Origin of the sequence: Puia sp. (assembly GCF_035546395.1) — a bacterium.
Classification (GTDB): Bacteria; Bacteroidota; Bacteroidia; order Chitinophagales; family Chitinophagaceae; genus Puia.
The window spans coordinates 181,187-201,350 of record NZ_DASZXR010000014.1 but is presented as its reverse complement, the minus strand read 5'-3'; the positions used below and the strand labels follow the sequence as shown (position 1 = coordinate 201,350).

The following is a 20,164-nucleotide window of genomic DNA, read 5'->3' as shown; positions in this document are numbered from 1 at the left end:
AATGCCTACCGCCCAAACGCATACACCGTCGTCGAATGCCAGGTCTGTCCGGGCTTCAGCTCGGTCGAAGGGAATGAAGGCTGGTTCGGGGAATCGGGATAATGCTGCGTCTCGAGGCAGAAGGCCCCGCGGTAATCATCTTTTTTGCCACCCTTCAGCGTATTGGCGCCTGTCATAAAGTTGCCGCCATAGAATTGGACTCCAGGCTGGTCGGTGGTCACTTTCATAACGATACCGCTTTGATCGCCGGAAATGGTAACGGCCGTTGCAGACTTATCCAGCACAAAGTTGTGATCATATCCCTTCCCATATTTCAACTGCTGATTGTCCTGGTTGATCCGCGAGCCAATAGCCGTCGGCTGCCGGAAGTCAAACGGTGTCCCGGCGACGGAATCCAGCTTCCCTGTGGGAATCAGCGTGGAATCTACCGGTGTATACCGGCTGGCGGAGATCTGTATAATATGGTTATTGATCGTCCCACTCCCCTGTCCGTTCAAATTAAAGTACGTATGATTGGTCAAATTGGCGACCGTCGCCTTATCCGTTGTCGCTGAATAGTCGATCCGCAGCCCATCGCCGGCCAGCGTGTAGGTCACCGAAACCTTCAGGTTCCCCGGATACCCCTCTTCCCCATCCTTCGACAGATACGTCAGTTCCACCGTCGAGTCATTCAGCTGCTTCCCATCCCACACCACGGCGCCAAAACCCTTCTTTCCGCCATGCAGGGAATTAGGTCCATTATTGGTGGCAAGTGTATATTCTTTCCCGTTCAATTTAAACTTCCCCTTTGCGATCCGGTTGCCGTAACGGCCGACGATCGCCCCGAAATAGGTCTCGGGTCCATGAACATAGGGCCCGATGCTGTCATAGCCCAGCGCCACATCCGTCAGCACCCCGTTCTTGTCCGGCACCAGCAGGCTCACCACGCGCGCGCCATAGTTGGTGATCGCCGCGGAAACCTTTCCTGTATTTTTCAGGACATACAGAGTCGTCGGTTTACCGTCCACCGTGGAGTTGAATGCCGCCACATCCGGCAGCGACGCCGGCACGGCCTTCGAAGCCGCGGCCGCCGTATCCGCACCCGCGGGTGCACCGTCACCATTACCACCGCAACCAGCCATTAGTCCGGCTGCCAACGCCAAAGGCGCGAGGAAGATCTTGTTCATATAGCAATAAATTGTTTACACAGCAGACGTTCCATCTTCGATCCGGCCGATATACCACTTCAGGTCGCGCTTCATCACCTCCCGGTATAATGGCGCCAGGCGCGTCACCAGTCCATCGATCAATTCCTCCTCCACCAGGTTGATCGTACACCCTCCGAATCCCCCGCCCATTTGCCGGGCGCCGATGACACCTTCGACCCCGCGAACCTGCCCGACCAGCCAGTCGGACTCGGCGCAGCTGACCTCGTATTTTTGGCTAAGCCCGTCATGCGAAGCATACATCTTCTCCCCAAAGGCGGCCAGGTCACCCCGTAACAGGTCTTCGGTACCCGACAATACCCGGGCATTTTCTTCCACGACAAAGCTGCACCGACGCCATATCAGCTCATCCACCGGCGCTACATGCGCCGACAACATCTCAAGCGTCACGTCCCGCAGGCTTTTCACCTCCGGGTGATGCCGCTGAACCAGCTTCACGCCGGCCTCGCACTGCTGCCGCCGCACATTGTATTCGGAAGAGGCCAGCGAGTGCTCCACCTGCGTGTCCAGCAGGAGAATGCGCAGCCCGGGGGCCTTGAATGGAAAATACGTGTATTCCAGCGACCGGCAGTCCAGCCGGATCACCTGGTCCTTGCGTCCGAACATGCTGGCGAACATATCCATGATGCCGCATTGCAAGCCCACAAATTCATTCTCGGCCTTCTGCGACAGCCTTACCATCGTCATCGGGTCCAGCCCCAACCCGAAAATCAGGTTCAACGCAAAGATCACCGCGTTCTCCAGCGCCGCGGAAGAGGACATCCCCGCCCCCAGTGGGATATCGCCGGCAAAGACACAGTTGAAGCCCCCGATCGTAAATCCCATCCCCTGCAGTTGCTCGACTATCCCGAGGATATAGTTGGGCCAGTGCAGCGCCGATGGGGTCAGCGGCGGCCGGATCGGGCCCCGGTAGGATTGGCCAAGGTCCATAGCGAACAGCTGGATCTCGTCGTCGGGACGCCGCGCTATCGCCAGGTAAATGGCCTTGTCGACGGCGGCGGGAAGCACAAAGCCGTTGTTGTAATCCGTATGTTCGCCGATGAGATTGACCCGACCGGGAGACCGGACCAGCAAAGCGCCGTTACTCGCGAAGATCTCCTGGAATTTCTGAGCTACCTGGGAAGTAAGCATAAGCGTCAAAATAACATCTATTTTGACGGAAAAAAAACTTTATTTTCGGGCATAACACCTTATCCCTTCCCCGTTTACACCGAAAAGCAGCATCCCCCCCCACTCCACTGCCGATCGTACGTCTCCCCGTAAATGAAAACCCGACACAGGCTGCTCCAGGTACCGGAATCCGCCCTTTCCATCCCCCTTCAGCAGCACTCCATAGTTGGCGTCATATTTTCCCAGCCGGAGCCGTGAATGGGTGACATTGCCACAGAGCAGCAGATCTTTATTTCCATCCCCGTCGGCATCCAGCGCCGTGATCGTATACACGGGCGAATACTGCGCCTCGACGGGTAGCGGCGCCTCATGAAACCGGCCATCCGCTCCGCGCCTGAGCGACACCGTTCTCAGGCAGTTGGCGCGCAAATGGCCCGCGCCTGCGACGGCCGCCGCCGGCCAGATATCCGTCAGCCGCGCATCTGCATAGCTCTTATAGTCGGGGAACTTCTGGCTCATCCCACTTACCTGTGCGATCAGCTCGTCGCGCGTCATAAAGGGATAGCTCGTATCGCCGATATAGGTGCACAGTACGGGATCGATCGCCCCGTTGCCGTCAAAGTCTTTATAATACAGCTCGGCCGGATGCTGATCATTCGCCCGGCATTGGGCATTCGCCCCCAGATTTCCTATGAAGATCTCCGGTTTCCCATCCTTGTCGACATCGTCGATCAAAAGCCGGTTCCACCAGCCGCTGTATTCGTGGTCGAGAAAGGCGCCGCTACGATCCACCAGCTTCCCCTGCTCTGCCCTGAACACCTTCACCGGCATCCATTCGCCGACAACCACCAGCTCGGGCTTTCCGTCGCCGTCCAGGTCGGCCCAGGCCGCATCGGTCACCATACCCAGGTTGCGCAGGGCCGGCGCCAGTTCGGCCGTCCTGTCGCTGAAATGTCCTTTGCCGTCGCCTACCAGCAGATAGCTTGCCGGCGACATCGGGTATTGTCCCGGGATGACCCGGCCCCCGACGAAGAGGTCCGTGACGCCATCCCCGTTCACGTCTGCGGTCCGCACGCAGCCTTTGGCTACGCGCATCGGCGGCAAGGCGCCGGCAGCCCGGACAAAATGGCCCTTGCCGTCGCCAAGATATAAGCGATCGTCCAACAGTGCATCGTCGGGCTGGTAATGATGATACCCGCCGCTGGCCACATAGAGGTCGATCTTGCCATCCCCATTCGCGTCGAAGAACAGCGCATCGGCGTCCACGCTGCCGCTGTCGGCCGCAAAAGCCGGGACCGCCAGGACCGTCATCCCCCCATCCTTCCGGCCAAGAAAGAGTTTACCCGTATTGCCGACGAAGAGGTCTTCGATCCCATCTCCGTTCACATCCGCCTTTGCCATACAGGGACCCGAATAGGATAAGGCGCTGACCAGCTGCGGCTGCCGTTTGAAATCGTTGATCCCCGCCGGCGTCAGCTTTACCGGTGCGGGCGACGCCACCTCGTGAAACAAGGCCGCCGGTATCGGTGGGGACCGCCATTCGGTCCCCCCTGACTCCTTCTCGTCAAGGGTCAACACCCGGTCTCCAGCGACTCCCCGCAACACCTGCACCCGGCCACTGGGCCAGACAACCCGCAAAGAATCCACCGTTGCCGACACCCCTAAGCCAAAATGCAGGATCGGACTCACGCAGGACTCATATCCCTGCGCCGGCTCCTGCTCCAAATATTGCAACCGTCCCTTATCGAACAACGTCAGCTTCGCCCCGACCCCCGCCGTATTCATCCCCGCGCCTTTCAACCGCACCTGCAGCCAGTGATTCTTCCCCAGTTGAGCGGCACGGTTCTCATAGACAAAGGCCTCCTTGTTCAGGTTATTCACCACCAGGTCCAGGTCGCCGTCATGATCCAGGTCCACCCATGCCGCCCCGTTGCTGTTGCTGGGCTGATGGATCCCCCAACGTGAACCCATACTCGAAAAATGCCGCCCGCTGTCGCTCCTGAATAAGTAGCTTGTCACATTGGAAGAAGGCATATGATCCACGATGTCGAGAACATCCTCTCGCCTTAGCCGGCCCCTGGCGCTGGTATACCCCTCCATGAATTTTATAAAATCCATATTGGTATAGTCCCGCACATAGCCGTTTGTCACGAAGAGGTCCTTCCACCCGTCATTGTCGTAATCGGCCCAGAGCGGCGCCCAGCTCCAATCCGTATTGGATACGCCCGCCAGTTGGCCTATCTCCGAGAAGCTCCCATCGCCATTGTTCAGCTGCAGCATATTGCGCATGTACTGGTAATAAAATCCGCTGCGTAAGTTCAGATCGAACTTCTCATAATTGTCCGGTGCAAAGAGCAGCTTCTGCCGGTGATTGTCCTCCGGCAGCATATCCAGCGTAAAGATGTCCGGGCGCGCGTCGTTATTGATATCCGCCACGGCGTTCCCCATGGAGAACTGCGAGGTATGTCCAATGCGTTCTGGCAACCGGTTGACGAAATGTCCGTCCCGCTGGTTGATATACAGATAATCCGGCACCGCATAGTCATTCGACAAATAAAAATCCGGCCAGCCGTCCCCGTCGATATCGGCGATGCCCGCACCCAGCCCATAGCTAAGATCGCTGCTGCTGATGCCCGCCGCTATCGTCACATCGGTGAAATGGCCGCCGTCATTGCGCAACAGTCGAACGCCGCAATCCGGGTTGTCCTTTTTTAAGATCGCCGCCGTGCTCACCTCGTTGAGCATCGGCAGGTTGTTCGGGTTATGGTTCAGCAGTAAAAGATCGAGATCCCCATCTCGGTCATAATCGAAAAAATACGCCTGCGTCGTATAAGCAGTATCCGCCAGGCCGTATTTGGCCGCTTGCTCGCTGAAGTGCGGAACGCCGGCGGTATCCGGTCCTTCGTTGATGAACAGTTGCTTGATCCGCCTGGCCCCGTGAACCTTCCCGGAATAACAGAGAAAGATATCCGGCCGGCCGTCGCCGTTGACATCGGCGATACAGGCCCCCGTCTTCCAGGGACCGGGCCGCCCCGCTACTCCCGCCGCATCGGTGACGTCCTCGAACTGCAAACCGCCCTTATTCAGATAAAGTTTGTTGTCCGTCATGTTCCCGGTGAAATAAAGATCCTCCCATCCGTCTCCGTTCACATCCGCCACGGCTACCCCTCCTCCGTTATAAAAGTATTCGTACAGCAGCACATTCGTGTTCAACCCCTCGGTGAGTTGGTTGTTGAAGGTGATGTGGCTCTTCTCGGAAGGCACCAGCGCAAACAATTCGGTCGAAGTATCGGGCGCTTTCGCCCCGCCGCAGCCGGTAAGGCAGCTGATCAGAAGAAAAATGCCTGCCCCGAAGGGCAGGCAGGATGAGGGAAGCTTCATGTGGTTAATATCCAGGATTTTGAATCAATTTACTGTTCTTATTCACCTCGTCGCGACTGATCGGCCGGAAATACATCTTGTCGATCCAGGTTCGGTTCTCCAGCGAATTGTCCGTATAAGGCGTATAGGTGTAGGTGTAAATGGTCTCGTCATGCCGGTAGGGCGATGGCGCAATGGCCGCAGGTTTCAGTTTGCCGACGACATTGATGAACCGCAGCTGTCTTCCGAGCGTGGTCGGGGCGATCATCCACCGGCGTGCGTCGTGATAACGGTGTTCCTCGAAGGCGAGCTCCACACGGCGTTCGTTCCGGTAACGCTGCCGCAGGGCATCGCCTGTTTCCGTAACGGCCGGCATCCCTGCCCGGAAACGGATCTTGTTCAGCCAGGTCTGTGCCTCGCCATCGTTACCCAGCTCGATGTTCGCTTCGACATAGTTGAGAACGGCTTCCGTATAGCGCAACGCCGGCCAGGGGATATATTGCCGGGTATTGTTGTCTACTACATTCGGGTCAGGATCGATGAACTTGCGCATATAATAACCCGTCCAGGTGCCGTTCCAATTCTCCACCGGGCTCTGCCGCGTGTCGAGACCGGCCTGCAGTGTACCGCCGGACGTGATTTCGTAGGCCCCGGTTTGGATCTGGTTGGCGGGGTCGGGATTCGAAGTGATCTTGTCCCGCGGCTTCCAGGGCGCGCCATCGTAAAGGATGGTGGCATAGAAACGAGGGTCACGGTTCTTGTAAGGGGCAGCCGCCTCGACGGGGTTGGACCAATCGAATTTCGATCCTGTAGCGTCCATCATCTCATAATCATCCACCAGCTGCTGGATCGGCGCATTTCCCGCCCAGTTGTGATAGCCGTTCGGCCCGTTGTCGAGACCCACCGAGGTCCCGTCTCCACCGGGACCGCCGGTATAGAGTTGGGAGGTAAAGTCCCGTTCGAAGATCAGTTCTATGGAAGCGGCCTTGTCGAGGCCGGGCGCGTTGCTTCCTCCGCCCATGGCGATCGAGGTATAGTAGTTCTGCGCATCGGCGGCCGAAGCCGGAGCAGTGAGGTCCAGTTTATAGCCTTTACCGGCATTCAGCACGGCAAGCGCGGCATCTTTTGCTGCCTGCCAGCGTGTTGCCTGGTCACCGCTGGTATAAACCAAAAGGTCGGGTTCCTTAAAACCGTTGACCAACGATGCTGCCTTGGTGGCATCATGAAGATCGCTCGCCGCATACAAAAGGATTCGGGCCTTCAGGGCCAGCGCTGCCAGTGCGCTTGCACGGCCCCTGTCCATGGTCTTTCCGGACAGTAGCGTATTGGCGCTATCGCAATCCTTGACGATAAAGTTCACGCAATCGGCGAAGGGGCTCCTGGCAATGCTGTAGTCCTGGTTCAACCCATAGGTGTGATCGATCAGCGGAACACCGCCGTAATAGCGCACCAGCTGGTGATAGAAATAAGCCCGCATGAAATGCGCTTCACCCTGCAGCCGCTGGACGAGTGATGCATCGGCGATGGTGGTCGACCTCAGGTTCTCCAGCGCGACATTGCAGGCCCGGATCTCGTCGTACATATTATCCCAGTAGTACGTCGGGTCGATCCACCCGAGGTTGGAAGGACTCAGCGTCCCTTCATTGATGGTATTGATGCCCCGGCCGGGGTGAACGAATACCGCCTCATCGGACAGGGAGGCCAGCTCCTGTTCCTGGAACCCGCCGTTTGACAGCCCGTTGTAGATATTGGTGACGAAGGCATTGGCCAGCCCCCCATCCTTCCAGGTGTCCGGGCCGGAGATCTGGTTCAAAGGCTGGGTGTTCAGGAATTTCTTGCTGCAGGCAGCAAAAAAGACCAACGCCGCGAGAAAGGGCACCGCCCTCATGAATAATTTTATGTTTCGTTGCATACTGTTTCTTTTTTAGAAGGTGACTCTTAACCCCGCATTGATGATCCGCGCCTGGGGATAGTACTGACCGCTGCCTGAAGTGGATTCCGGGTCCCAGATCTTCATCTTGTCCCAGGTCACGAGGTTGAGGCCATTGACATAGAGGCGAAGGTTGTTGATATACGCCTTTTGCAACAGCTTTGGCGTGAAATTATATCCTATCTCCACATTCTTGAGCCGCAGGTAATCGCTGTTTCTCAGGAAGTAGGTATTGAACTGCGCGCCAGATGTAAAATAGGTGTTGTTCCGGTTGGCCAACCGGGGGTCTGTGCTGCTCGGATGGTCGATCGTCCACTGATGATCGTAGGACCATTGCAGGTAGTTGCCAATATCGCCGGACTCGGTGCCGATCCACAGCAAGCCGCCGGTCGCACCCTGGAAAAGGACTGACAGGTCGAAGCCCTTCCAACCTACCTTGAAGTTAACGCCTCCGGTAAAAGTCGGGTCCTGGGTTTTGTTCAGCCGTACCTGGTCGTCGCCGTTTATCTTCCCATCGTGATTGACGTCCTTGAATTTCATATCGCCGGGCTTGAGCTTTGGAGTGACGCCGGTATAGTCGATGGTAGAGGCGTCGATCTCCTTCTGATCCTTGAAGACTCCGTCATACTGATAGGCCAGGAATGCCGCTCCATTGTTGGGGCTGCCGCTGGCGCCAAAGGGATGACCGGTGGCATACTGCCATTTCGGAGCGCCGGGCGCCTCGTCGTAGAACAGGATCTTGTTCTTGGCATAGCCGCCGTTGACGCTCACCGAATAGGTGAAGTCACCGCTGCGCCCCGTATAACCGATCGTGAACTCGTATCCCTTGTTCTCCGTCTTGCCGATGTTCTCGGGCGGCAGGATGGCGGCGATGCCGCTGGATGCCGGGGTCGAACCCTGCGGCTGCCAGAGAATATGGGTCCGTTTGTTATAGAAATAATCCAATTCGAAATTGATCCTGTTATCCCATACGGAACCTTCCAGGCCGACGTCCGAGTTATTGGCCACCTCCCAGGTGAAGTTCGGATTGGGAACGACGGTTTCCTGCAAGGTCGTGGCAGCCGCGTTATTGATGGTGTACGAGTTAAAGCCATAGGTCGCCAGGTACTGATACTCCTGCAATTTGTTGCCATAGTAGACCTGGTCATTCCCCATCTGGCCCCAGGATGCCCGCAACTTGAGGTAGGGAACCGTTTTCACCATCGATCGCCAGAAATTCTCTTCCGAGATCCGCCAGCCGGCCAGTACGCCGGGGAAGAACCCGAAACGGTGCTTCGCGGGAAAGAGATAAGAACCATCATACCGCCACAGGAATTCCGCAAGGTACTTCTCTTTGTAGTTATAGGCAGCGCGCCCGAAATAGCTCAATCTGGCCCGTTCATAAGCTGATCCACCGATGTTCTGCTGAGCCGTACCGCCGGCAAAAAGCTGGTCGACACTGGCGGAAATGAAATTTGTCCGGTAGGCATTGAAATCGTCTTCCTTATCCGTTTCCTTGGTCACGGCGGCCATCAGGTTAACGGTATGATCGCCAAAGGTCTTGTCATAGTTGACGAAACCGGACAGCAGAACGTTCAGATAGTTATAATTGGTCTCGCTCAGCTGCGGACTGGTAAAGGTGCTCCTTACGCTCTTGGTCAGCACCGGCGTCTTGCCATCCGCCTGGTAGGTCGCATGATCCCAGAAATACAGGGACCAGGGGGTCTGCCATACCCTCTCCAGCCGATTCTCTTTGTCGACGGTCGCCGTTCCGGTTATTTTCAAACCGTTGACCCAGGGGATCAGGACCTCTACCTTTCCATTCACCTGGAAATAATCTCTTTTGTCCTTGTCATACCCGGTTTGGTTAGTGGTGATGACGATCGGGTTCTGGCCGTTTTCAATGTCCGGGCCCGGCAAACCGTTGGGCCATACCTCCGGATCCGTCGGCCGGCCACGCATCAGCATCCGGAAAATGGAACCCGCCGACTGTGTCGGGAAGAAACGGAATTCTTCGCGGGCTGTCAGATTGACTCCCGTGTTGATCCATTTGTTGATCCGGGCGTCCACGTTCAACCGCATGTCATATTGCTTGTAGCCCGTTGCGGAATTCTTGTAGTAGCCGTCCTGGTCTTCGTAACCGACCGAACCCAGGTAGCGGATATTCTCGCTGCCGCCATTGATCTGAAGGGTATGTTGTACCTGCGGCGACCAGGTCTTCAGCGTAGTCTTGAACCAGTCGGTATTCGGGTGCCCCCAGGGGTCGGAGTGATCTTTGTATTTCTGGATATCGGCGGGCTGGAAGGGCGCCGTTACTTCTGCTCCGCCCTGCGTCGTGTATTTGCCCGTCGAAGCAAATGCCGCCTGTGCTGCGGCCCATTCGGAGGGGTCTACTTTGTCATAGATGGTGGTCTCGTTATTGATCGCCGCATACTCCGTGGCCGTCGCCATTTTTGGGATGCGGTCCGGCTGCGCCCAGCCATGATTGAAGGTGTAGGCTACCTGCGGCTTTCCGCTCTTCCCGTGCTTGGTGGTCACCAGGATGACCCCGTTGGCGGCCCTGGCCCCATAGATCGCCGCGGAGGCGTCTTTCAGGACGGACATGCTTTCGATGTCGGCAGGGTTAAGCCGCTCGAGGCCCCCGGCAATATCCGGCACCCCGTCGACAACGACCAGCGCCGAGGTGTTCCCCAGGGTGTTGGTACCGCGGATGCGGATGGTGGAACCATCATACCCCGGTTCACCGCTGGATTGAACGGCATAGACCCCCGGCAGGCGGCCGACAAGGGCGTTGGAAAGGTTGACGGTAGGCGTCTTTTCCAGCTCACTTCCTTTTACCTGGGCAACGGCTCCCGTCACGGTGACCTTTTTCTGGCTGGCGTAACCAACCACGACGACGTCCTTCAGGGGATTGTCGCCGGCCAGCAGCCGCACGTCGACGGTGGTCTTGCCCTTGATGGCAAACTCCTGCGGAGCGTATCCCACGAAACTGAATATCAGCGTCGCATTGGGATTGGTTACGTCCAGCGTATAGGTGCCATCCTCTTTGGTCGTGGTTCCGTTATTGGTGCCCTTTTCCTGTACGGTCACGTCTTTCAGCGGTTCGCCCTTTTCATTTTGTACCCTTCCGGTCACCCGGACGGCGGCGAGAGTTGCTTCCGGTTTGCCGCCGACATTGACCGTCGGCCGTACAATGACGATCAGGTTGTCCGTGAGCCGGTGATAGGAAAGCCCGGTCCGTTCCAGGATCTTGTCCAGCACTTCCTCGACGGAGGCCTGCTGGGCCACAATCGTGACGCTCTTGTCTTTGGGAAGTATGTCATCCTTGTATACAAATCGGAAGAATCCTTGATCCTCAATTGCTTTGAATACCTTTTTAAGTTGGGTTCGCTCGAGCCGGAGATTGATATTGCCCTGACCATATCCCGTAGCAAAGGACTGGACGGAAAAGGCAAGACTGAGTAAAATGGCAAGTTTCGTCATCAGCAGGTATTTGATGAGTAGGCGCACCCTTTCCGGAGAAGGGCCGCTTCCGGTTTTTTTCATATCTTGAGATTGAAATGATGATAATGACCTGTCCGCTCAGCGGCAGGAATTGTCTCGGGCGGAGGATGCTGCAATCATTCTCCGCTTCTTTTTTTAGGCATGTTTTAGGTGTTTTTTTGCATATGGCTATATTGGTTTTGGTTTGTCGATCAAGGTCGTATCGTCACCACCCGCCGGCGGATCGTGTAATGGAAATTCCCCGTCAGTCGCAGGGCCTCCATTACCTGGGGTAAGGCCTCTTCCTCGAAAACGCCGCTGAATTCCATCTGCTTCAGGGAATCGTCGGTGATGATCACTTTTACGTTGAACCAGCGTTCCATCTTCAGCGCAACCGTTTCCAGCGTCTCCTTGTCGAAGGCCAGCTTGTTCTTCACCCAAAGGACCTCCACCGCCGAACTGTCCCGCGCCATGAAATGTACCTTGCCCAGGTTCAGCGTGCGGCCGGAATCCGCATCTGCTTTCGCGGTCTTTGTCGAGGCGAGATTCGCATTCGATACAATCAGCTTATCGTTTGGCTTTAGGATGATCTTTTTTTCGGGATCGCTATGCAGTATCACCTCCACCGAACCACGGATCAGCACGGCTTCCGTGTTCTTTTCGTTGGAATACGACCGGACATTGAGCGTGGTGCCCAGCACCCTTACATCGATGGTGTTGGTATGAATGACAAAGGGGTGAATGGGGTCCTTGGCCACGTCGAAATAAGCTTCGCCGCAAAGCTGTACTTCGCGCTCGTTCCCGGTAAAGGTCTCGCTGTAGATCAGGCGGCTGTCGGAGTTGAGCCATACCTGCGAGCCATCGGGCAATTGTATCTTGGATTTGGAACCGGATTTGGTGCTGATGCTGTTGTGCGCGACGGTCGGTGTGGGATGTTTCGGCGTCCAGTGATAGATAAAGAAGGAGAAACCGGCCAGCGAAGCGGCGACGCCTGCGATAAAAAGGAAGAGCCGTCTTCCGCCCCCACGGCGGGGAGGAAGCTTCTCCCGCTCGTTCAGCCGCTGGAGATGCCGCTGCAGTGCGCCCTTTTTCAACCCGGGATTGCGCGGGGCCGCATGGATCCACCAGTCGCTGGTCGCTTCCAGCCGGGCGGCCATCTCCGGACGTTCTTCCAGCAGGCGGTCGAGCATCGCCGACTCTTCAGGAGTGGCTTCGCCAGAAAACCGGAGACTCACTAACAGCCAGAATTGATCTTCCCTTGGGTGCATAAGCAGGCATCGTATACCCCCTTAGACACGGGTTTGTAGTGTGATGTACCAAAGGTTTGGAAAAATTATTTTTCGGCCACGCCTTTAAAAAGGATGCCTTTCAGTAATGACGCTTCGCCAAGTTTCTGTATGGCGATGGCCAATTGATTGCGGACGGTATAGGGCGAGACGTCGAGGATCGCGGCCACCTCTTTATAGCGGAGGCCTTCTTCCCGCACCAGCTGGAAAATGAGCCTGCACTGCGGTGGTAGCTGTTGGACGATCCGCCGCATCTGGTTGGCCAGGTCGGCCGAGATACAGAGATCGGCGGGATTGGCGCCTTCGGCAAAAGCCCCGCTGTCGAGATTCTCCAGGCCAATGACCCGGCTGTCCGCATTCCGCTCGAGATAGTTCAGCGAACAATTACGCGCAATCGTATAAAGGTAGACCCTTAGATTGTCGATCTCCGACAACCGGGCCCGCATCTGCCATAATTTAATAAAGACGTCGGAAACGATCTCTTCGGCCACCTCGGCCGAACGGACCATGGAGTAGGAAAAACGATAAAGCCCGTCGGAAAGCAACTCGTACAATTGCTTATACGCCTTCATATCTTCGTATAAGGCGATCCGCATTTGCAGTCCCGATATAACAGTTAGTTGGTCCAAATGGTCAAGCATCCTCACGTTGTAGTCTGACAAGTAAGTTAGTGACCTTTTGTGAGATTACGCTACATTCATCACGGTATTTTTTTCCACTATGTGTTATTAATACGCTTTATACCTGTAAAATTGACACCTAATCCGGGGCCGCGGGGGATCGTAACTTTACCATAGTCGAATGATAGACCTGTCGCCACGTCTTCCGTCAACAGCAGCGGCCCATCCATGTCCACAAAATCGATCGCCGGCAATAAATGGGCAATCGCCGCGCTGCCCACCGTGCTCTCGTTCATGCTGCCCACCATCACCTGCATTCCCAGCCTCCGCGCATGGTCGATCATCCGCCGCGCCGGTGTCAGCCCGCTGCATTTGGTCAGCTTGATATTGATGCCATGGAAATGCCCGTGACAACGTTCGACATCCTCTTCCTTCACGCAAGATTCGTCTGCGAATAACGGCAGCGGCGATTGTCCATAAAGCACTTTCATTCCCTCCCAGTTATCTTTTGCTAAAGGTTGCTCAACAAACTCTACTCCCAATTCAGCCAGCCTTGGAATTTTTTGGAGCGCCTCCTCCACTTCCCATCCTGCATTGGCATCCACCCGGAACTTCGCATCGGTATGCTGCCGCAGGGCTTCCATGATGGCGATGTCATCGGGTACCCCGAGCTTTATCTTGTAGATAGGCCAGGGCTTCTCCTTCATCTTCGCTACCATCTTTTCCACCGTATCGATGCCGATCGTGAAATCCGTCTGCGGTCCCTTCGCCGGGTCCAGTCCCCATAATGCGAACAGGGGCTTACCCATCTGCTGCCCATACAGGTCCCAGGCGGCAATATCCAGTGCGCAGACGAGGAACGGGTTCTCCGGCAGCAGATGGTGCAGGTAGTGCCAGTACCGTTGCGGATCGGTCAACGCAAAACGGCCGATCATCGTTTGATGGGCCTGCAGGTCGGCGATCATCTTTTCCACGGGGATATGATAGTAAGTAATGGCGGGGGCTTCCCCATAGCCCTTCAGACCTTTGTGTTCGAGCTCCACGATCAGGGTCGGCTGATGGGTCTTGGTGCCTTTGGAGATGGTGAAGGGATGCCGGAAAGGAAGTTGATAGGAATAATATGTACAGTTCATGGGGGGCAAATGTACAGTATAGAACAATATGCGGAAAATACGCGCAAACACGGGCTTCTACGCGAATTATTGCAGAATTGAGAAAATTTTTCCCGTCCTGGGAAGGATATACAGTTTGGCGCCCTTGCAAATAGTTCAATATCAAATTTTTGCGTTTTGGCACCGTTTTGCGATAGTTAGGGTACAACACGCAATCGTACCCAAAATGAAACAGACCACAACGATCCTCCGCTTTGCCTTCGCCGTTGCCGCTTTGTTTGCCGGTTTCAATTCGGCCGTTGCCCAAACCACTTCCAACAAGAATGGTGTCACCCCCGCCCTGCTGCTGAGCTTCGACGGCCAGGTGAATAACAGCACTGCCCGGCTCAACTGGGTCATGGAGAACGAGACCAACTGTAAATGGTTTGTGATCGAACGCGCCGGTGAAACGGGCGGTTATGATTCCATCAGTGTTGTAGACGGTATCAACAATAATAATATGACCACTTATAGCTTCGCCGATGGTCATATGCTGAGCGGTAACAACTATTACCGCCTTCGCCAGGTCGATCTCGATGGTGCGGTTCGTTATTCCAAAGTAGTTACCCTCAGCAATAATATCGACGAGAATGCTTCCGTGAAAATGTCGGTATACCCGAACCCCGCAGCCGCTACGCTTAACTATAGTGTTTCTTCCGCTGCCCCGCAGCAAGTAATCGTACAGGTCTATAACCTTGCGGGTGTGGTTTGTTACACCGGTCAGCAGCAGCTGTACGCCGGTACCAACCAGCAGTCCATCACCCTCAGCGGGCTGAAGAACGGTAACTATTTCCTGAAGGTTACCAACCGCGAAGGCTCTGCCCAGTTGGTACAGCCTTTCGTAAAGATGATGTAGTAGAAGAACAAGCCTGAGAAATAAATAGAACCCCTTACCCCCGCAGCCGGTTGTCACAATGGTGAGCCGGCTGCACCAATTGTAAGCCCGCTCAGTTTATCTTCCCGCCGCCGCAATCTCCTTCTTCAACTCCGAATTGAAAGTCTTTTCCGCCAGCAGCTCTTCGAGCGTCAGATGCATCCGGTACCGCCAGTAATGATGCGGGTTCGCCGGCACATTGATCCGCTCGTCATGCGGGTTCTCCCGCCGGAAATGCTCGCTCATCCCCATCAGGTCCTGCAGCTGGAAGATCGCCCATTGCGCGGGGGAATGCAGATGTTGCAACACGACCGCCTTATTGATCCACGGTTCGCAGAAGGCCGGAGCCTCGCCCCATTGTCCCAGTTCCTGGTTGAAGAAGCGCTGGGTCAGCTCGCGGTCCTCTTCCCACCAGCCGCGAATCGTGCTCATATCATGGGTAGAAGGAGTCACCACCGACAGATAAGGCGCCTCTGCCGGCCGCGCGAAAAGCCGGCTGGTATTCTTCGGCATCCGCTGTACCTCGAGGCTGAGGATACCCAGCTGCCGCATCACGTCGGGCACGCTCCGCGGGACCATCCCGAGGTCTTCGCCAAAGACCAGCATATCGGTGGCGCGCTTCAGGGCGGGCAGCTTACGCATGGCCTCGCGCCGCCAGAAATCGTCCTGCCGCTGGTAGAAATAATTCACATAAAGATCTTTTAACTGCTGTTGCGTATGCCACTCCAGGTAGCGGAACGACGAAGTCTGCTCCATCGAAATGCGGAAATGGTATTGCTGCCCGTCCGAGCCCGGCTCCTCCAACAGGATCACATTCGAGACCAGGTCATACAGGCCGTTGCGCATCTTCTCATTGAACGGCGTAGCGTCCAGCTGTTCGAAGATGCCGGCTATCTTCCGTTGCGTAGCATATCCTTCCTTCAGCGTGTAAAAACCGTTGCCCTGGGCATCCAGGTAATGGGCCTTGACAAAGTCGTTATCGGGCCCGAACGCCTCCCAAAGCACCGCCTCGTTGATAAAGGGCCGCGTATACCGGTCGTGGTCAAACCCAATATTTCGCTGCTGGAACTCTGACCGGTGAACAGGAATGGCCTTTACGAAATACCCCAGGATCCCTTCTACCACCTCCATCGGGATACTCCAGATACGAAAGAACCCCAGGATGTGATCGATCCGGAACCCGTCGAAATAATTTTGCATGTGGCTGAAGCGCTGGCGCCACCAGCAATAGCCGTCCTGCGCCATTTCCTCCCAGTTATAGGTCGGAAAACCCCAATTCTGCCCCTTCACCGCAAAATTGTCCGGGGGCGCTCCGGCCTGGAAATCCATGTGGTAAAGCCGGGGGTTCTGCCAGGCATCGCAGCTGTACCGGCCGATACCGATTGGGATATCCCCTTTCACCACAACTCCATGTTCATGAGCGTAGTCAACGGAGTTTCTCAATTGAAGATGGAGATGATATTGTATAAAATATTGAAGCGCAATAGAATCGTAATGCGGCTTCTCCGGCGACACATATTTGAGAATAGCGTCCGCATCGTACTGACTATGAATCGTCCATTGGGAAAAATCCGGGGTTCCGTGTTTGTCCCGCAGATAGCAGAAGGCGGCATAAGGCACCAGCCAGTCCTTGTTCCTGTCGAAGAATTCACGGAAACCCGGGTCTTTCTTGAATTCTTCTTTCTGTAACTCGTATAATTCTTTTGCAGTTAATAACTTAAGTTTCATGACCTGCTCGTAATCCAGCTCAGTCAGCGCATTCAGTTCTTTCTTCTTTTTGTTCAGCGGCTTGATCAGCCCATGGTTCTTTTTCCCGGCACAGTCGTCGAGGTTGAGGTAGATAGGATGCAGGGCAAAGGCCGAGATCGCGGCATAGGGATAAGAATCCAGCCAGTTGTGGTTGGCGGAGGTATCCTGTACCGGCAGCAGCTGGATAAGCCTCAAACCGCACTTAACGGCCCAATCAACCAGCAGTTTCAGATCGGTGAACTCCCCCACCCCCATCGAATCTTTACTCCGGAGACTGAACACGGGGATCGACACCCCTGCGCCGTGCCAGCCGGTGTTGGGCAAATGGACGAATCCATCGTGCAGGATGGTCACTTTGTCCGGGCGGGCGTCACCCGGCACATAGCGGTTCGGTCCCGTTTCCCACCGGGTCAGCTTCTTTTCTTTCTTGTCGTAGACGCCGTACTTGTACTCCAGCGGAAAGGACTCGGGTGTCAATGGAAGCTCGAGGGTCCACCAGTCTTGGCCCGGCGCGAGGAACAACGGATGGTCCTCATTCCAGTCGTTCAATCCCGTCGAATTGCCCAGTAAGCAAACTACCTCGTTGGCATTGACATCAACGGCCGGCGCCTTGACCCGGAAAATAGTGGTTGGCGTCCCCTTGGGCCTCGCCTTTCGTACCGCCTTATGGCGGGGCAGCAACACCTCCCTGAACGGCGAGGTGTAGAAGACGTTCTCGAATTCCCCCGCAAAGTTCCAGGTGTCGATCACCTGGATCTCCGCGGCGGTGATCGCCTGGGCATCGATGGACCGGTCATCTCCCCATTCTTCGGTGAGCGTGCCGTCCGTATTGCGAAGGATATAATGATAGTGTATCGGTTCGGGAGGCGTCCCGGTTAACACAATGCTTACATGCCAGAACTCGCCGTTAACATAGCCTAGTTCCGTCGCCGCGGCCGGCTGACCGTTGCCTAATTCGGGCACATTGCCCACGAGCAGGATCGACTGGCCGGGATGGGTATAAAATCGCAGGTAGAAATCCAACTTCAAATTGTGTCTCATCACTCTCGAAGATATCGAATTTTTTGACTTTGGTTCAATGGACGTTTTCGCTTACTTTTGCGTAAATTCTTGATCTCATGGCACAAAAGAAGAATACCTCTGCTTACTGGCTCCTGTTTTTCATTTCCACCGCCGGCTTCATTTTCGCCTGGTACTCTCACTTCGAGTATCTGACCCTCATCCTGCCTTTTGTCGCCACCTCCTTTGTAAAGGCGATGGACATCATGTAGTCGCTCCCCTTGCCTACAACGCAATATTATCAGCAAAAGATCGATGCGGGTAACGCGGAGATCCGGCGCATCCAGGAGAGATTGAACGGTATGGCTCTCCTGAGGCTGCTGACTTTTGCCGGGATTATCGCCTGTATCTATTTCCTTGCCAACCAATACAGTCCAATCTTACTCGCAGGCGCCATCGGCTGTATAGCTGCCTTTATCATCTGTATCAACATCTACTATCGCTGGAAGGACGACCGGCGTCTGCAGGAGAAGCTGGTCTTTGTCTACTCCAATGAGCTAGGGCTGCTCTCCGGTACGCTGAATCGGTTTCCCGACGGCGCGGCATTTCTCAGCTCGGAAAATTATCTCGACGACCTGGACATCTTTGGCCGGGGTTCCCTCTTCCATCTCTTCAACCGCACCACCACGGTCAAAGGCCGGAATGCGCTGGCGTCCCTGCTGTGCAGGTCCCTGACCGAACCTGCCGCGATCGTCCGCGAACAGGCCGCCATCCGAGTCCTCGCTGCCCAGGACGGGCTTCGCCAGCTGCTCACCGCACATGGCCTGTTGAATGACGACAAGGAAACGGATATCGATCCCGGCAATTTTCGCTTGTGGCTGACCACCCCGCCCATTCTTTATAGGCATACGCTGCGCCTCATCGGCATCTACCTGCTGATCGCGTTCAATACGTTTGCCATTGGCTATTGGATCGCCCGCAACAATTATACCTTCGCCCTGGCCGGCGCTTTGATCTCGCGGTTGATCCTGGCCGCCTGCGGGAAATATGTCATCCGGCAACACGAGCAGATCGATGATAAAAAAGCGCTGCTGGATCAATATGCGGGGATCCTGGCCGCGTTCGAAGCGGTCGATCCGCAGGATTCGGCCGTGCTTGCCGACCTCCGGGCGCGGACGGTCGATGCCAGGGTCGCCTTCGAGCGGCTCTCCGGCATCTCCAACTTTTTCAACTATCGGACCAATGGCATGGTCAACCTCCTCCTGAACACGTTCTTTTTATTCGATCTCCACGCCGTGCTCCGGCTCGAACGCTGGAAGGCAGCCTCCCATGCCGCCTTTCCCGGTTGGCTCGAAGCCATCGCCGCAATCGAGCGGCTCAATTCACTGGCCACTTTCGCCTTCAATAACCCCAGTTACAGCTATCCGTCCCCGGTAGCCTCTCCCACGTCGTTTATCGAAGCCGCACAAATCGCCCATCCGCTGATCTCCGCCGAACGGCGAGTGGCCAACGATTGTACCATTGGCCGTGACGAAAAACTCATTCTTATTACCGGCTCGAACATGTCCGGCAAGACCACTTTTCTCCGCACCCTGGGGGTCAATTGCCTTATGGCGCAATGCGGCCTCCCCGTCTGTGCGGCGAGCTTCACCTTCACGCCGCTGGAGCTTCTCACCTCTCTGCGCATCGACGACTCCCTGCTCGACCAGACCTCTTATTTCATGGCCGAGCTCAAAAAGCTCCAACGCATCATCCACTGCCTGCAAACCGGCGCAAAGGCCCTCGTGCTCATTGACGAGATCCTCCGCGGCACCAACTCCGAGGACAAGACCTTCGGCAGCGAACATTTCATCCGCCGTCTCCTGCAATACCATTGCCTGGCGCTCTTCGCCACGCACGATCTGGCGCTGGGCACACTCGAACAGCCGGGAAGCATCACGAACTACTGCTTCGAAAGCGTCATCGAGAATGGCGAGCTGCACTTCAACTACCAATTGCAGCGCGGCATCGCCCGCAACCGCAATGCGAGCTTCCTGATGAAGAAAATGGACATTATCTAATAGGAAAAAAGCCCGCCTTTATGGGGCGGGCTTTGCTACATAACCATATCCTTTAGTAACCGAGTCCGGTAATGATCCCGGGCTTCCTGCGCCCATTGGACGCATAGCGGGCGGTTCTCCGCATAGCCCAGAGGTTTAGCGATAGAGAGCTCTTGCGCTCATCGCGTGTTGCGACACCGGTCGCCACGGTTTCCTTTACTTCGGTCATCCATTGTTTAAGGATAGCAGGTTCCATTTGCACAATAGAGTGCGTTACATTACTGTTCATAAATGCTCTGTTTAATAGTTTAAATCAGAACAACCACGGGGACAAAAAACACTTGAGAATCGTTGAAAGAAGTGTCGGTCGACTGAGTAC

General features: G+C 55.6%; 13 protein-coding genes. 3 read left to right on the top strand and 10 right to left on the bottom strand.

From position 1 onward, the window contains the following. Positions 1–5 precede the first annotated feature (5 nt). The 8 genes from VHE34_RS13525 to VHE34_RS13490 all read right to left on the bottom strand — a co-directional run bounded on the left by VHE34_RS13525 (position 6) and on the right by VHE34_RS13490 (position 14,106). Positions 6–1,166, bottom strand: a complete 1,161-nt coding sequence (locus tag VHE34_RS13525; RefSeq protein WP_325588730.1) for an aldose epimerase family protein — start codon at positions 1,164–1,166, stop codon at positions 6–8. Positions 1,167–1,181: 15 nt separating this feature from the next. Then, complete coding sequence (gene galK, locus VHE34_RS13520; RefSeq protein ID WP_325588728.1) at positions 1,182–2,336, bottom strand: galactokinase; 1,155 nt, start codon at positions 2,334–2,336, stop codon at positions 1,182–1,184. Positions 2,337–2,375: 39 nt separating this feature from the next. Further along, complete coding sequence (locus VHE34_RS13515) at positions 2,376–5,696, bottom strand: VCBS repeat-containing protein (protein ID WP_325588726.1); 3,321 nt, start codon at positions 5,694–5,696, stop codon at positions 2,376–2,378. Positions 5,697–5,700: 4 nt separating this feature from the next. Further along, positions 5,701–7,587 carry a RagB/SusD family nutrient uptake outer membrane protein gene (locus VHE34_RS13510; RefSeq protein ID WP_325588724.1) on the bottom strand — a complete coding sequence of 629 codons (1,887 nt, stop codon included), beginning with the start codon at positions 7,585–7,587 and terminating at the stop codon, positions 5,701–5,703. Positions 7,588–7,599: 12 nt separating this feature from the next. Beyond that, positions 7,600–11,130, bottom strand: a complete 3,531-nt coding sequence (locus VHE34_RS13505; protein WP_325588722.1) for a SusC/RagA family TonB-linked outer membrane protein — start codon at positions 11,128–11,130, stop codon at positions 7,600–7,602. Between the two features lie 149 nt (positions 11,131–11,279). Then, positions 11,280–12,335, bottom strand: a complete 1,056-nt coding sequence (locus tag VHE34_RS13500) for a FecR family protein (RefSeq protein ID WP_325588720.1) — start codon at positions 12,333–12,335, stop codon at positions 11,280–11,282. Between the two features lie 65 nt (positions 12,336–12,400). Further along, the gene (locus VHE34_RS13495; RefSeq protein WP_325588718.1) at positions 12,401–12,994 is read right to left on the bottom strand and encodes an RNA polymerase sigma-70 factor; all 594 of its coding nucleotides are present in this window, start codon (positions 12,992–12,994) and stop codon (positions 12,401–12,403) included. A 77-nt stretch (positions 12,995–13,071) separates the two neighbouring features. Then, a complete protein-coding gene (locus VHE34_RS13490; protein ID WP_325588716.1) occupies positions 13,072–14,106 on the bottom strand; it encodes a dipeptide epimerase in 1,035 nt (344 codons plus the stop codon). Between the two features lie 205 nt (positions 14,107–14,311). On the opposite strand from VHE34_RS13490, the gene VHE34_RS13485 reads away from it, so the two are divergent. Beyond that, complete coding sequence (locus VHE34_RS13485; RefSeq protein ID WP_325588714.1) at positions 14,312–14,980, top strand: T9SS type A sorting domain-containing protein; 669 nt, start codon at positions 14,312–14,314, stop codon at positions 14,978–14,980. 96 nt (positions 14,981–15,076) lie between these two features. Here the strand turns inward: VHE34_RS13485 and VHE34_RS13480 are convergent, their stop codons facing one another. Next, on the bottom strand, positions 15,077–17,788 hold the full coding sequence (locus VHE34_RS13480; RefSeq protein WP_325588712.1) for a 4-alpha-glucanotransferase: 2,712 nt from the start codon (positions 17,786–17,788) through the stop codon (positions 15,077–15,079). A gap of 77 nt (positions 17,789–17,865) precedes the next feature. Between VHE34_RS13480 and VHE34_RS13475 the strand changes: the two genes are divergently transcribed. Next, on the top strand, positions 17,866–18,018 hold the full coding sequence (locus tag VHE34_RS13475; protein ID WP_325588710.1) for a hypothetical protein: 153 nt from the start codon (positions 17,866–17,868) through the stop codon (positions 18,016–18,018). A gap of 9 nt (positions 18,019–18,027) precedes the next feature. Next, the gene (locus VHE34_RS13470) at positions 18,028–19,806 is read left to right on the top strand and encodes a MutS-related protein (protein ID WP_325588708.1); all 1,779 of its coding nucleotides are present in this window, start codon (positions 18,028–18,030) and stop codon (positions 19,804–19,806) included. Between the two features lie 52 nt (positions 19,807–19,858). Here the strand turns inward: VHE34_RS13470 and VHE34_RS13465 are convergent, their stop codons facing one another. Beyond that, positions 19,859–20,074 (bottom strand): hypothetical protein, encoded by a 216-nt coding sequence (locus VHE34_RS13465; RefSeq protein ID WP_325588706.1) that lies wholly within the window; start codon positions 20,072–20,074, stop codon positions 19,859–19,861. Positions 20,075–20,164 lie beyond the last annotated feature (90 nt).

Excerpts from the sequence above, each read along its gene's own strand:
- VHE34_RS13525 (WP_325588730.1), bottom strand. The coding sequence starts at position 1,166 with ATGAACAAGATCTTCCTCGCGCCTTTGGCGTTGGCAGCCGGACTAATG.
- galK (WP_325588728.1), bottom strand. The coding sequence starts at position 2,336 with ATGCTTACTTCCCAGGTAGCTCAGAAATTCCAGGAGATCTTCGCGAGT.
- VHE34_RS13515 (WP_325588726.1), bottom strand. The coding sequence starts at position 5,696 with ATGAAGCTTCCCTCATCCTGCCTGCCCTTCGGGGCAGGCATTTTTCTT.
- VHE34_RS13510 (WP_325588724.1), bottom strand. The coding sequence starts at position 7,587 with ATGCAACGAAACATAAAATTATTCATGAGGGCGGTGCCCTTTCTCGCG.
- VHE34_RS13505 (WP_325588722.1), bottom strand. The coding sequence starts at position 11,130 with ATGAAAAAAACCGGAAGCGGCCCTTCTCCGGAAAGGGTGCGCCTACTC.
- VHE34_RS13500 (WP_325588720.1), bottom strand. The coding sequence starts at position 12,335 with ATGCACCCAAGGGAAGATCAATTCTGGCTGTTAGTGAGTCTCCGGTTT.
- VHE34_RS13495 (WP_325588718.1), bottom strand. The coding sequence starts at position 12,994 with ATGCTTGACCATTTGGACCAACTAACTGTTATATCGGGACTGCAAATG.
- VHE34_RS13490 (WP_325588716.1), bottom strand. The coding sequence starts at position 14,106 with ATGAACTGTACATATTATTCCTATCAACTTCCTTTCCGGCATCCCTTC.
- VHE34_RS13485 (WP_325588714.1), top strand. The coding sequence starts at position 14,312 with ATGAAACAGACCACAACGATCCTCCGCTTTGCCTTCGCCGTTGCCGCT.
- VHE34_RS13480 (WP_325588712.1), bottom strand. The coding sequence starts at position 17,788 with ATGAGACACAATTTGAAGTTGGATTTCTACCTGCGATTTTATACCCAT.
- VHE34_RS13475 (WP_325588710.1), top strand. The coding sequence starts at position 17,866 with ATGGCACAAAAGAAGAATACCTCTGCTTACTGGCTCCTGTTTTTCATT.
- VHE34_RS13465 (WP_325588706.1), bottom strand. The coding sequence starts at position 20,074 with ATGAACAGTAATGTAACGCACTCTATTGTGCAAATGGAACCTGCTATC.